This window comes from Microcoleus sp. Pol12B3 (assembly GCF_036701355.1).
GTDB lineage: Bacteria > Cyanobacteriota > Cyanobacteriia > Cyanobacteriales > Microcoleaceae > Microcoleus.
In genome coordinates, this window is record NZ_JAUBQS010000099.1 from 1 (window position 1) to 13,654 (window position 13,654).

General features: G+C 47.4%; 10 protein-coding genes, 1 tRNA gene and 1 pseudogene. 5 read left to right on the forward strand and 7 right to left on the reverse strand.

Annotated elements, in window-relative coordinates:
* Nucleotides 1-79: 79 nt before the first annotated feature.
* Nucleotides 80-1,078, forward strand: coding sequence for an N-6 DNA methylase (locus QUA53_RS27335; protein ID WP_333100911.1), 999 nt, complete (start codon nucleotides 80-82; stop codon nucleotides 1,076-1,078).
* An 18-nt stretch (nucleotides 1,079-1,096) separates the two neighbouring features.
* Nucleotides 1,097-2,485, forward strand: a complete 1,389-nt coding sequence (locus QUA53_RS27340) for a restriction endonuclease subunit S (protein WP_333249235.1) — start codon at nucleotides 1,097-1,099, stop codon at nucleotides 2,483-2,485.
* Between the two features lie 98 nt (nucleotides 2,486-2,583).
* Here QUA53_RS27340 and QUA53_RS27345 read toward each other — a convergent pair.
* From QUA53_RS27345 to QUA53_RS27370, 6 genes are all read right to left on the reverse strand, one after another.
* Nucleotides 2,584-2,655 (reverse strand) — tRNA-Val (locus tag QUA53_RS27345).
* Nucleotides 2,656-2,780: 125 nt separating this feature from the next.
* Nucleotides 2,781-2,993, reverse strand: a complete 213-nt coding sequence (locus QUA53_RS27350; RefSeq protein ID WP_333100902.1) for a DUF2839 domain-containing protein — start codon at nucleotides 2,991-2,993, stop codon at nucleotides 2,781-2,783.
* A gap of 65 nt (nucleotides 2,994-3,058) precedes the next feature.
* Entirely contained in the window at nucleotides 3,059-4,567 is a 1,509-nt protein-coding gene (locus QUA53_RS27355) for a helicase C-terminal domain-containing protein (RefSeq protein ID WP_333100904.1), read from the reverse strand.
* 22 nt (nucleotides 4,568-4,589) lie between these two features.
* Entirely contained in the window at nucleotides 4,590-6,119 is a 1,530-nt protein-coding gene (locus QUA53_RS27360) for a pentapeptide repeat-containing protein (protein WP_333100905.1), read from the reverse strand.
* A 79-nt stretch (nucleotides 6,120-6,198) separates the two neighbouring features.
* Entirely contained in the window at nucleotides 6,199-7,761 is a 1,563-nt protein-coding gene (locus QUA53_RS27365) for a pentapeptide repeat-containing protein (protein ID WP_333100906.1), read from the reverse strand.
* A 96-nt stretch (nucleotides 7,762-7,857) separates the two neighbouring features.
* On the reverse strand, nucleotides 7,858-9,420 hold the full coding sequence (locus tag QUA53_RS27370; protein ID WP_333100907.1) for a pentapeptide repeat-containing protein: 1,563 nt from the start codon (nucleotides 9,418-9,420) through the stop codon (nucleotides 7,858-7,860).
* Between the two features lie 38 nt (nucleotides 9,421-9,458).
* Here QUA53_RS27370 and QUA53_RS27375 point away from each other — a divergent pair, with 38 nt between their 5' ends.
* From QUA53_RS27375 to QUA53_RS27385, 3 genes are all read left to right on the forward strand, one after another.
* The gene (locus QUA53_RS27375; protein ID WP_333074432.1) at nucleotides 9,459-10,298 is read left to right on the forward strand and encodes a prephenate/arogenate dehydrogenase; all 840 of its coding nucleotides are present in this window, start codon (nucleotides 9,459-9,461) and stop codon (nucleotides 10,296-10,298) included.
* A 67-nt stretch (nucleotides 10,299-10,365) separates the two neighbouring features.
* A complete protein-coding gene (locus QUA53_RS27380) occupies nucleotides 10,366-12,201 on the forward strand; it encodes an APC family permease (protein ID WP_333100908.1) in 1,836 nt (611 codons plus the stop codon).
* Between the two features lie 353 nt (nucleotides 12,202-12,554).
* Nucleotides 12,555-13,352, forward strand: a complete 798-nt coding sequence (locus QUA53_RS27385; RefSeq protein WP_333100909.1) for an RtcB family protein — start codon at nucleotides 12,555-12,557, stop codon at nucleotides 13,350-13,352.
* On the opposite strand, the pseudogene QUA53_RS27390 reads toward QUA53_RS27385, so the two are convergent.
* Nucleotides 13,333-13,654: pseudogene (locus QUA53_RS27390) on the reverse strand (transposase); the annotation flags it as partial. The gene QUA53_RS27385 and the pseudogene QUA53_RS27390 sit on opposite strands and share 20 nt — an antisense overlap.

Consider the following 13,654-nt stretch of genomic DNA (forward strand, 5'->3'; position numbering starts at 1 on the left):
TTTACCCAAATCCCTTCTCTTACTTGATGAATGAGAGGGAATTCTTATTTTCTTCTGCCTAGAGTGACAGAAGAGGGGTATTACTGCATACGATAATGATTCTGGCATGACGATGTTGCGGATTGGGTCGATGAACCTGATGCTGCACGGGATTAAGCATCCCCGCTTTTTCTACATGGATACGCTTTCTAAATCCTTTGAGGATCAGAAAAGCTTGGATGTGGTGCTGATGAATCCACCGTTTAAGGGGAAGATGGATGAGTCGGATATTAACCCCACGCTGCCAACGAAGTGCAAGAAGACAGAATTGCTATTCTTGCATCTGATTCTGCGGGTGTTGGATATGGGGGGACGCTGTGCGGTAATTGTGCCGGATGGGGTGCTGTTTGGTTCTAGTAACCAACACCAGGAAATTCGGAAAAAGCTGATTGAAGAAAATCGACTCGATGGGGTGGTGTCGATGCCTTCAGGGGTGTTTAAACCCTATGCGGGTGTTTCGACGGCCGTACTGCTATTTACTCGCGGCGGTACGACGGACAAAATTTGGTTTTACGATATGGATCATGATGGGTTTTCGCTGGATGATAAGCGGCAACCTGTTGCGGAGAATGATATCCCGGATATTCTCACCTGTTGGAATAATCGGTTTGATGCTGATTTCACGACGCAAAAAGCAGAACGCCTGAGTGTGTTAAAATTGGAGATTGCACCCTTGAAGGCTGAACGGTTGATTATGCACAAGGAAATCAATCGCCTGACGTTTGAGAATGCTGTTGCACCCGCCGATGATGAGCCAACTCGCCTCGCTTTGGAAACAGATAGGCAACGACTGGCACAACTGCAGGAGCAAATAGCACCCCTGCAAGCGGAAATCAATCAATTGAATCGCCAGTTTTGGGTGACAAAGGCGCAGGTGAAGGCGAATAAATACGACTTTTCAGCGAGTCGTTACCGTCAGATTGAGCAGGATGAGGTGTATTATGAGCCCCCACAGGTGACTATGGAGCGATTGCTGAAGTTAGAGGATGTGATGGCGATGGAAATGAAGGAGTTGATGCAATCTGTCAAGGCAGAGTGAGATATTTGCAGCATGGTGATGAGTGAAGCGAAAAAGTTACCTGATAGTTGGCAATGGGCTAGCTTAGAAGAGATATGTGAAATAGTAGGTGGAAATACTCTTCCACCTGTAAAAGAGGCAGATACTGAAAACCGAGTATACTGTCTTAAAGTCTCAGATTTAGATGGAAATTATTCTGACGGTTATGCAATTTATGGAGGTGCAGTTTATACATCGCCTAAAATTGCAGGAAACCGCATTTTAACTCCAAATGCAATAGTGTTTCCCAAACGAGGAGGCGCTATTGGAACGAATAAAAAGCGCCTTCTTAAAATCCCCGCCGTTCTCGATCCAAATCTTATGGGGATTCAACCTAAAATTTCCAAAATTTTTCCTTCATACTTGCACTTATGGTTTGAAAAGTTAGATCTATCTTTGCTACAGAATGGAAGTAGTGTTCCGCAGATTAATCGAGGAGATTTGGCACCTCTTTTAATTCCTCTGCCGCCGTTAGCAGAACAAAAGCGGATTGCCGCGATCGCCCAAAAAGCCGATCGACTCCGACGCACCCGCCGCTACGCCCTACAACTCAGCGACACCTACGTGCGATCGGTCTTTTTGGAGATGTTCGGCGACCCTGCCACAAATCCGAAAAGCTGGGATTGTGCAACTATTGATAATGTTGTGGCTTTATCACAATATGGCACTTCTGAAAAATCTAATTCTGAGAAACGAGGTTATCCCGTTTTGGGCATGGGAAATATTACATATTCAGGACATATCGATCTAACCTCAGTGTCTTATGTAGAACTTTCTGAAAAAGAGTTTTACGAATTAAAATTAGTTCCAGGTGATATAATTTTTAATCGAACCAATTCAACTGAATTAGTAGGTAAGACAGCACACTGGAATTACAAGATTGATGCTGTCCTTGCGTCGTATCTAGTCAAGCTTAAGTTGACCAAAGAAGTTCTACCTGATTACTTTGTAGCCCTTCTTAATTCAAAGTATTTTAAACAGTTGTTTCAGGAGAGATGCAAAAAAGCTATTGGTCAGTCTAATATCAGCCCTACCCTGTTGAAAGAGTTTCCAATGCTAGTTCCGCCCCTCCCCCTCCAAGAAAAATTCGCTCAAATCGTCCAAAAATTCGATCGTCTCCGCACGCAACAACGGGAAGCCGATCGCCAAGCAGAGCATTTATTTCAAACCATACTGCATCGTGCCTTTCGGGGTGAACTAACTTCTCAAAACGCTGACGATGAGCCTGAATCAGTCTTATTAGAAGACATCCGCGCACAACAAGCCAAAGCCGAAGCCAAAGCCAAAACTGCTACTCAGGCGATGGGTGACGCTGCTGATTATCTTGGCACAAAAGCCAAACAGCAAGACATAGAACCAATCCAGCTAAAATTCCCAGGATTTGAATAGCTTCGGCAGAATAAACGGCGGTTGAAACCGCGGCTACACAAAATTTCGTCCCACCAGAGGGGGACTAAGAAATAAGAGGAATCAGAAAATAATTTAGATGGGCAATACAGGATTTGAACCTGTGACCCCTTCCGTGTGAAGGAAGTGCGCTACCACTGTGCTAATTGCCCGCAGATAATTACCATACCATACCGAGTCCAAATTTGCAACTAAATTTTTCCTAAAAATTCAGCCGCTGGTTTCCCAGTTAAACTCGACACAATGCCAAGAATACAGGCATTTGTCGAGTCTGGCATCAGTTAACCTGCCACCAACCCGCCGAGGGGCCGACAAACCGCACTACAATCCACCAAGCCACCAAAACGCCAATCCCCATCCAGCTTCCGCGACTTGTCCACTTCACAAAATCTTCGCTTTGGGTTTTCGTGATTGGCAGCCAGGGAACGATGCGTTCTTCTTTACCGTATTCGTCGCCGATCGACTCTTTGCGACGCTTAGCTTCACCCATAATCTTTGTCTGCTAAATTAGATTTCAACTGAATACCTAACCAAATTATAGGTCAACAGGTCATCTCAAGCCTGGGTCAGCCAAGTCGTATCCAAATAATCAATCCTCGCAAAAGGACTCAAAGCCGCTAAAACCTGCTGGCCATAACTGCGGTGAATCACCCTGCTGTCGAAAATCGCCACAACCCCTTGACGTTCTCGCACCGGCGCGATCGCCCGCTGCAACTCATTCAGCGCCGCCGGCAGCAAATACAACCGAAACCAATCCTTGCGCCGTTCCTTATAATAAGCCACACGCGCCGTCACCAAAGGATTCTCCAAAGAAGGTAGCGGCAAAGTTGCGATCGCCAGCAAGTGAGGCGCCCTCAATTCCCCCTGATGTTCCCGCCAAAACTCCCACCCAGTCACCAAAATCGCATTCTCGCCCACATCAGTCTTTTCTACCTGCACGCGAGAACCGAACTCAGAAGCCAAAATCGCCGCCAGTCTAGCCTTGAGCGGTACATCACCCACAATCAGCACCGTTAAACCCGCCACCGACGCGCTCATCAACAGCAAAGTCCGAATTTCTTCCATTAAAACTCCCTGAAATTCCGGCGTATTTGGCAGCGGTAGCCAGTTGGGAATGTACAGTTGAATTAATTCGCTTTGTCGATCGGGCGAAAACTTAACGCTCGTCAATTCTGGAAGCCCCAGCATTTCCCGGAAGATCGGAGCCTTCGGTTCCACATCCACCGCCCCCCCAATCAACACCACCGGCTGATAGTCCCAAATTTTGCTCAAAACCTCAGCCACCTGCACCGGCGCGCAGTACAGAGAAAATGACCCAGCCTCCCGATGAATTTCCGCCCACCGCAGTTTTCCGTTTGCTTCCCACCGCTGCCAAAAATTGCTCCAAGCAGCCGGAATTAGGGGGTTTGGCTCAATCCTTTCAAACAGCCCCTCCAAAATATTTTGCTCTGCGGTTTCCAGCAAATAGCACTCCTCTGGTTTCGCCGGATGCTTAAAGAAAGCCCGCGTTAGCATTACCCGCCCTTGGAGGATTGCATCGGCTTCCAAAGGCTGAGATTGCATTAAATCATTCCAGTCAGCCGGTTGCAAACCCGCCGTCAATTGTTGGCGCGTCCAAACTTCCAAGTCATCCACACCGTCAATAATTGTCGGAATATTCCTGTGAAGTTGCGAATTCCCCGTCAAGCGAGCCGCCAGCCAAGACTGCGGATCTGCTAGCATCAATCCTCGCCCAGTGGCATTATCCGAATAAGTCTCGATCGACCCCTCTGTTTGCAGCCACTCTTGCAAACGCGGTATTTCCACTGTTCTCAAATGCTCGATCAGCGGTGTCGGTGCGACTAAAATCACAGGCTCCGGCCACATCAAAATCGGCATCAAATAGCTGACTCGATACCGCTGTCGGTAAGCTCCAGCGGGAAGCCCCGTTTGGATCAGAGCGCTGCGCCCCAAGCGCAAAGCCCGCGCCACGAGCCGCGCCATCGTTAAATGGTGGGGCCAGTGCGGCTCGGAGTGCGATCGCAGGAAGCGGAGCAATGAGTTATGGACTTCTACCTCAATCAATCGGTTTTAAAATTGACATTTCTCACTCAACATAATCAAAACTGGCCAGAAAATCAACTACTTTTTGACCGAGAGGCAAACTGAATTTACTGGGTTGATGACTGGCACCTCCCTTCCCAAAATTCCCGTGAGAATTCACCATCAAACTCTCCTGTCCCGAACTAATTAAAATAGTTTGGGTAGGTGACTCAAAAAACTTTGTTGGTTGACTAACCCCTGATATATTAGAGACCAAATTTATCAACTCATTTAACTTATTTGTAGCTTTACTCAATGCTTTACGCAACTGCACTATTCGTTTCTCATCTAAATTTTGACTTTCAATATTTTTGCCAATAACCATAATATTTCTCTGAGTTTGTACAGCATCCTTAAAAGGAAGAATCGCTAAAAAAGCTGCTGGCAATAAATGCTCATCGCTCTCAAATCTAAAAGTTAGAGTTGTGCGGCGGTAGCCGACTTCAATATTAGGAGGAAAATTCATTGCCCGGTAATGCCGAGCTATTTCGCTGTAAACTGTTGCTAAAGTGCTGTTTGCTGAGTAGTCTAAAAGTGCGTCAACTACAATTTGCACTAACCCAGGCGTGTGATTTAAAAATTTTATCGATTCTGACGGCGAATTAAATTGTTGAATCTGAGTGCGATCGCCTGCGGGGCTGAGGTCAACCCACTGGCAAGTAATATCATCTGCAATGATACCACACCGAGGAACCAAATACAGTTTTGCTCCTGTTAAAGTTGCTCCCCTCAAATCAGCGCCCACCCAATCTGCATTAATCAAATTTGTTTCTGTCAAATCAGCGTGAACGAAACTAGCACTTCCTAAATTAGTATTTCTTAAATCTGCTCCGTTAAGGTTAGCTCCGCTCAATTTAGCAAAGCTCAGATCCGCGCCGCTGAGGTTAGCTCCCGTCAAATCAGCCCATTTAAGGTTAGCTCCGCTCAAATTGGCACTGCTGAGATTCACCTGTTGCAAAGAAGTTTGTCTCATATCGGCATTGTTAAAATTAACGCCGCTAAGTTCTGCTTTCGTCAAATCTGCGCCGTGCAAGTTAGCTTCTTGAAAGTTAGCTGAAGCAGCCGAAGCACCTCTGAGATTTGCACCGGACAGGTTAGCACCGAACAGGTTAGCTTCCGTCAGTTTTACCTCTCTTAAATCTGCTTCAGTCAGGTTAGCGCCGCTGAAGTTAGTTTTGCTGAGTTCGCAGCGGACTAATTCGCTTCTAATTAGGGATGCTCTGATTAGTTGAGCTGCACTTAAATCGGCTCTCACTAAGTTTGCTACGTTGAGAGTAGCCCCGTTTAAGATTGCCCGCGACAGGTTGGTACTGCTGAGTCTAGCCACATTCAGGTTAGCTTCGCTCAAGTTAGCTTCGCTCAAGTTAGCACCGCTGAGGTTGGTGACAAATAAGCTAGCCCCCTTTAAAATTGATTGGCTGAGATTGATGCGGCTGAGATTAGCTTCATTCAGGTTAATTCCTGTGAAATCTCTGTCGCCTTCAGTATATCTTTTGACGATTGCAAATCGTTTGAGCAGTTCTTCAGCTTCCATTTGTTTACCTGAATAAAATGGCAATCGGCTAACTTTTATATGGCATAAATAGAAATAATATCAAATTAAATTATAGTATTTACTCACCGATCTGATAAAAGCTTTTGACAAACTCAATGACCGTATTTAGCGGCGGGGTGGTAAATCTTTGGGCTTTAATTGCAGGACTGATAGAGGTTTTGTTGACTCCGGGCAAATTTGTCAAGTTTCTGCCAAAATCTGGGTGATAGTGAATCATCAAAGTTTCGGCGCTGGAGTTAGCGAGTACAGTTTGGGTAGGTGATTGGAAAAAACTTGACATCGGTTCGCGATCGAGGCGAACCGGCTGAATTTTCATTTCCCCTATTTTTCTCATTGTTTTGGTCAGGGCTACGTTTAATTGCACTACCATATTTGACACTCTGACGCCCAGGTTATTACCACTTTGGGGTTGAATCATCTTGATCAAAGTAATCAAATTTTTCTGAGTAAATGCTGCATCACTAAAGGGAATAATCGCAACGAAAGCGGTGGGAAATAGTTGCTCGTCCTGTTCTATTCTAAATGATATGATTGTGCGTCGGGAATTAACTTCGATACTGGGAGGATGGCTCAAAGCAGGGTATTGACGGGCAATTTGGCGGTAGGTAGCTGCAAGGACAAAGTTAGCGTCGGGGTCGAGAGGTCGATCGACAATAATTTGAACTGTCGGCGGTGTAGCATTGAAAAACCTTTGAGATTCTTCTGGGGTAAAGCGCTGAATGTGGCTGCGATCGCCGTTAGGACTGAGGTCAACCCAATCGCAGGTAATGTCATCTGCTTTCACATCAAACCTAGAAACCGCATAAATTTTTGCCCCCGTCAGGGCCGCCCCCGTCAAATCTGCGCCCACCCAATCAGCGTGAATCAAATTTGCTTGAGTCAAATCCGCGTGTACCAAAGTAGCGTTCAATAGATTGACATTGCTCAAATTTGCTCCGTACAAGTTGGCCCCGCTCAATCTCGCTTCATCGAGGTCAGCACCGGTCAAGTTCGCCCCGCTGAGGTCGGCCCACCGGAGATTAGCGCCTCGCAAGTCAGCGCCGCTGAGGTTTGCCTGAGATAGATTAGCTTGTCTGAGTTCGGCATTGCAGAGGTTGACTCCTCGCAAGTCTGCCCTGCTGAGGTCGGCTCTGTGCAAGTTAGCCCGTTCCAAGTTTGCTGCTGTTAGAAAAGCGCCTCTCAGGTGAGCCCCGCTGAGGTCGGCTTGCTCTAGATTGGCTTCTCTGAGGGTTGCTTCTCTCAAATCTGCTTCGCTGAGATTTGCACCGGTCAAGTTGGCACTACTCAGGTCTGCTCGGATCAGTTCGGATCTGATCATTGTAGCTTCGACGAGTTGGGCTTCTCTGAGGTCGGCTCGAATCAAGTTTGCCACGTTGAGGATAGCGCCGCTGAGGTTGGCTTTGTGCAGATTGGCACCGCTGAGTCTGGCAACATTGAGTTTGGCTTTTCTCATGTTGGCGTTTGACAAATTGGTGCCGCTCATGTTGGTAAGGCTCAAAATTGCCTCACTGAAATTAGCCCCGCTGAGATCGATCCTGCTCAGATTTGCCTCGCAAAGGAGGATGGCAGTAAAATCTCTTTCTCCTGCTGCATATTTGGTGATGAGTTCTTCGGCATCCATGCTTTTCAATTTCCCTGATGTCTTAGCTAGAACAAAGCTTTATTGTGCCAACCTTTAAACTAGAATAAGCATTTTTTGTAACTTGATGCAATATGCTTAGACATCTATGTTGTGGAAGCCTTTTATAAAATCCAAAATGCTAGTGATATTAGCTTGAGCCAATTTTGTGCTTTCGGCTAACTTAGCCGATGTTGAGTTACTCAGATCGTATTTTTTAATCAGGCGCTTGCCGAAGCCTGGGTGGTGATAAACGCTGAGTCTTTGATCGCGGGAATTAATTAAGCTCATCTGTGTGGGTATTTGAAAGAAATTGATGCTTTCACCGATTTTTGGAAAAGAACTGGAAATTTTGATTTGGTCTACTTTACTGATAGCTTGGTTAAGAGCTTTGCTGCATAACTGGACGTGTTTAGATTCTTTGACGTTAAGTTTTCCTGCATCGTGCGATTGAATCATTTTCATCAAAGCTATTAGGTTTTTTTGAGTTATGGCAGCGTCGTTAAAAGGAATGATCGCAACGTAAGCGGTGGCAAATAATTTATCGTCGCTGTCCATTTTAAATGCGAGTACGGTGCGCCTGGAGCTGACTTCAATCGTGGGAGGCTGACTTAAACTCGGGTATTGTTGGGCAATTTGGTAATAAGTTGCAGCTAGTGCAAAATGAGCGCCTTGGTCTAAGGGCGAGTCAATCACAATCCGAACTGTGGGCAAGGTTTCGTGAAAAAAGTCGTGGGTTCCTCCTGAGTTCAACCAGTAAATTTGGCTGTGGTCGCCGTTGGGGCTCAGATCGACCCACTTGCAGGTCATGCCTTCGGTTTTGATGCCGAGCCTCGAAACTGCGTGAAGTTTGGCTCCGGTTAAGGTGGCTCCGGTTAAGTCGGCTCCAATCCAGTCGGCGCGGATCAGATAGGCATTTGTCAGGTCGGCGTGAACTAAGCTGGCATTCAGCAAGTTGGCGTGGCAGAGGTCGGCTCGGCTGAGGTCGGCACCGCTCAATTTGGCTTCGCTCAGGTCGGCCCAGCGGAGATTGCAGCCGCTGAGAATGGCCCAGCGCAAATTGACGCCGCTGAGGTCGGCGCCGCTGAGTACGGCTTGAGTGAGGTTGGCTTGTCTCAGTTCTGTGCCTCGCAAGTCGGCGCCGCTGAGGTCTGCGCGGCTCAGGTCGGCTCCTTGCAGGTTGGCTTGTTCGAGGTTGGCTTCTGTCAAGCACGCGCCGCTGAGGTGAGCGCCTCGAAGGTTGGCTTGAGCGAGGTTGGCTCCTCGAAGGGTGGCTTCGGTAAGGGTGGCGCCGCTGAGGTTTGCGCCTTGGAGGTTGGCGCCGCTGAGTTCGGCTCGAATCAGCTCGGCTCTGATCAGTTTGGCTCCTATGAGTATGGCTTTTTTGAGGTCTACTCGCACTAGGTAAGCGACGTTGAGGTCGGCGTCGGTGAGGTCGGCGCCGCCTAGATGGGCGCCACTGAGTCTGGCGATGTTGAGTTTGGCACCTGTGAGGTTGGTTTTGCTGAGGTTTGCTCCGCTCAGGTTTGCTACACTCAGATTCGCACCCTTGAGGTTGGCTCCGCTCAAGTTGACGCCGCTGAGGTTGGCCTCAGTCAGGTTGATTCCGGCAAAGTTTCTTTCTCCGGCGGCATATTTTTTCAGGAGTTCCTCGACTGTCATGGGGGCGGCACCGTATCAAATATCCCCATTTTATTGCTATGAATATCGGTATTGTAGGACTGGGTTTAATTGGTGGCTCGATCGGGCTGGATTTGCGATTGCGCGGGTTTAATGTTTTTGGGGTTTCGAGCCGGCAGCAGACTTGCTATCGGGCGCAAGCTCGCGGTGTTGTCAATGAAGCCAGCATACACCTGTCTCTAATGGCAGTAGCCGATGTGGTTTTTATTTGCACGCCGCTGGGGTCGATCGAGCCGATCGTCCGAGAGTTGGTGCCCTATCTTTCCCCTGATACTATTGTAACCGATGTCGGTTCCGTAAAAACACCCATAGTGCAGGCTGTGTCTCCTCTGTGGCCTAATTTTGTGGGGGGACACCCGATGGCGGGGACTGCTGAAAGCGGAATTGAGGCAGCGATGCCGGATTTGTTTGTAGGCCGGCCTTATGTGGTGACGCCGACTGCCCAGACACCGACGCTTGCGGTGGATAAGGTTGAGGAAATTGCGCGGTTGCTGGGTGCTAAAGTTTACCGATGTGAGCCGGAAGAACACGATCGAGCTGTGGCTTGGATTTCTCATTTGCCGCTAATGGCGAGCGCGACACTGGTTGCTGCCTGCGATCGAGAGGGCGATCGGCATATTGTTAATTTAGCCCAACATTTGGCGAGTTCGGGTTTTCGGGATACGAGCCGGGTTGGGGGCGGCAATCCCGAGCTGGGAGTGATGGTGGCAAAGTACAATCGAGAGGAATTGTTGCGATCGCTCTCTATTTACCGCGACAGTCTTGACGAGTTCATCACTGATATCGAAGCTCAAAATTGGCAAGCTCTCGAACACAAGCTGAAGCTGACTCAACAAGCGAGACAGAATTACAAATTATGAGCCAAAAATTACTTAAAACGGTTCCCGTCTAGATTATGATTTGTGGATGCCTAAATATTGAGTTTTAATGTACACTTATTCTCGACTCAAGCGATTTTTGCTGGGTGAATCTCTCCCCACTAGCGCATCTATTCATGAACGCCTGAGCAACGCTACAGGACTAGCTGTTCTGGCTTCTGATGCACTGTCGTCTGTTGCCTACGCTACTCAAGAAACTCTGCTGGTACTGTTACTAGCGGGCAGTAGCAGTTTGAGTTTATCGCTGCCTATTTCTGGAATTATTATTTTACTGTTGGCGATCGTGGCGCTGTCTTACCGACAGACAATTAAAGCGTACCCCAACGGCGGTGGCGCTTACATTGTGGCGCGAGAAAATTTAGGTATTTACCCTGGTTTGATCGCAGCAGCTTCGCTGATGATTGATTACATTTTAACTGTAACAGTAAGTATTTCGGCTGGGGTGGCGGCCCTGACTTCAGCAGTTCCCTCTCTGCACCCCTACACGGTTGAACTGTGCTTAGTTTTTATTGTCCTAATCATGTTTGCCAATCTCAGGGGATTGCGGGAATCGGGCAATATATTTATGGTTCCCACCTATGGGTTTCTCGTTGGGATTTTTGTTTTGATTGGCTGCGGCTTATTCCAACAGGCAACAGGTAATGTTATGCCGGCATTACAAAATATTCCCGCTAAGGAACCTTTGGGATTATTTCTGCTGGCGCGCGCTTTTGCGGCGGGCTGTACTGCCCTGACTGGAGTTGAAGCCATATCAGACGGGGTGTTGGCTTTTAAGCCTCCTGAATGGAAAAATGCGCGCCTGACTTTGAGCTATATGGGGGCAATTCTGGGAGCGATGTTTTTGGGGATTAGTTACTTGGCTCATATTTATCAGGTGATTCCTACAGAACATGAAACGCTCCTTTCTGTGTTGGGAAAACAGATTTTTGGTGTCGGCATATTTTATTACTATTTGCAGGCCGCAACTCTGTTAATTTTGCTGTTGGCTGCGAATACGAGTTATGCAGATTTTCCGCGACTTTGTTATTTTTTGGCACGGGACGGGTTTTTACCGAGGCAATTGTCGCTGTTGGGCGATCGACTGGTTTATTCTAATGGCATTAATCTGCTAAGCTTCTGCGCTGCTCTTTTAATTATCATCTTTCGAGGCAATACGAGCGCAGTGCTTCCTCTGTATGCGGTTGGAGTTTTCACTTCTTTTACTCTCTCCCAATCGGGAATGGTAATTCACTGGTTTAAAGAACGAGGTAAAGGTTGGCAAGTTAGTGCTGTGATGAACGGTATTGGTGCAGTGGCAACAACGGGAGTTTTGGCTGTAATTCTCGCTACAAAATTCCTTTTGGGAGCTTGGGTTGTCGTAGTAACTATTCCGATCGTAGTCAGTCTATTTTTAGCTATTCACCGGCACTATCGTTATGTAGCGGCTCGCTTGAGCATTCAGGGAATAGAACCGAGGTCTTATCTTCGCAGACCTAGAGTTAAGACGGTGACACATCCGGCTGTGGTGTTAGTCGGGCAATTGCACCGGGGAACTTTCGAGGCCCTCGATTACGCTCGTTTAATTGCTGATGAAGTTGTGGCAGTTCACGTAGATATTGGTTTGACCGATCGAGCAAAATTACAAGCAGCTTGGCAAGATTTGCAGTCAGACATTCCTTTGGAAATTTTGGAATCGCCTTACCGTTCTGTTGGTTCGGCTTTGACGCACTTTTTGACTTTGTTTGAAGAGCAGCGACCGGGAGTATATTTAACGCTGATTATTCCGGCTTTTGTGACGCGAAATTGGTGGGAGGGACTGCTGCACAATCAAACTGCTTTCTTTTTGAAAGCGGCTTTGCGGGCTAAAAGAAGTCGGGTGGTAACGACGGTTAGGTATTTTCTTTAAGGGGGGATGGGCAACCGCGCGGGATTGCCCCTACTTCCTGGCAATGAAGGCTGGAATGCTCGATGAGGCGCTGGCCCAAAAAACCCGATTTCTTCGCAAAATCTTTGGTTTGGATGCGATTTTGCTAGGCAGAAACCGGGTTTCTGACACCGTTTGGTAAGTCATATATATTTATTAAAATTTTAAGAAAAGGGTTGACCTATCAAAAATGATATGTTATAAATTTACTCATTAGAAAAGTTGTCTTTCAACTTATCTTAAAAAAGATTGCGGCTGCTGAACCCAAGTCTTTTGTTCCCTAAAAAATCTCTTCAACTCTTGGGGGTTGCTATGCAACCCGCAACAGACTATTTATGCAGCAGCCAAAAAACTTGAACAGGCTTTTGCGAGCTTTGTCTCGGCAAGGTCTTGATGTTAGTTACGACAATAAAGTCTACTCGATTTGTCTCAATAGTTCTCTGAAAGAACAGTGGCAAGATGCCGATCCTCCCACAGCAGAAGTTTTGCTCCCAGAGGATTTTCCTGTGGAAGCAAAGGCGCTCAAACAGTTAGCAAATTTGGCGAATGTTCGACACCCTCAAGGCGGCTGCGTTTGCCGCGCTTGCGCTACTCCTGACTTCCATCCGGGGGATGCGGGGGTGGCGATCGGCTCTATTGTAGAAACAGCAGGAATGGTGATTCCGGCGGCTGTCGGTTCCGATATTAACTGCGGGATGCGGTTACACGTTGCGGATTTGTCGATCGAACAATTCCTCAGTCAGCGCGATCGATTTGTAGAATTGCTCAAAGGCGATTATTTTTTCGGTACTCGCGATGTCAGCATGACTGCAAAAACTGCTGGCGCCATGTTCCAACACGGGATTCCCGGATGGCTGGATGCTATGCCCGACGAGGCAACCGGCAGCGCGGCTAATTCGGATTTCGATCAGTTGGCCGCAGAGTGCGATCGCATTTTCCTCGGCGGTTCCATGAATGGCGATGTCAAATGGGCCCCCGCAGAATTAGTCCCAAACGACGGCTTAGTCAGGGATGGCGGGTTAGCTACCATCGGTGGCGGCAATCACTTTGTCGAAATTCAAGTGGTTGAGGAAGTTATCGATCTAGCTACGGCTTATAGAACCCATTTGAGATCTAAGAGGCCAGCCTCTTAATCATCAATCTAATAAAACAAAGATTCATCTTGGCAGTGGCATTATCTAAGGTTCTCTCGAAGTTTTTAATGAGAATTTTACACCTTTCCATCCAAGAATTCGAGCGCTCGATGACCCACCTGGCTTTAACTGGCACAAATCCCGATTGCCCTCTTTCTTCTTTTTGTTTTTTTGAGGGTTTTTCCGAGAGTTCAAACTTAATTTTGGTCAAAATCTGTGGGTAAATTTTCTTTAACTCAGCAGTCAAATGGTCGGGGTGATATCCGTGGTCTAGCAAGATAGTGACTTTGGGAACATTAACG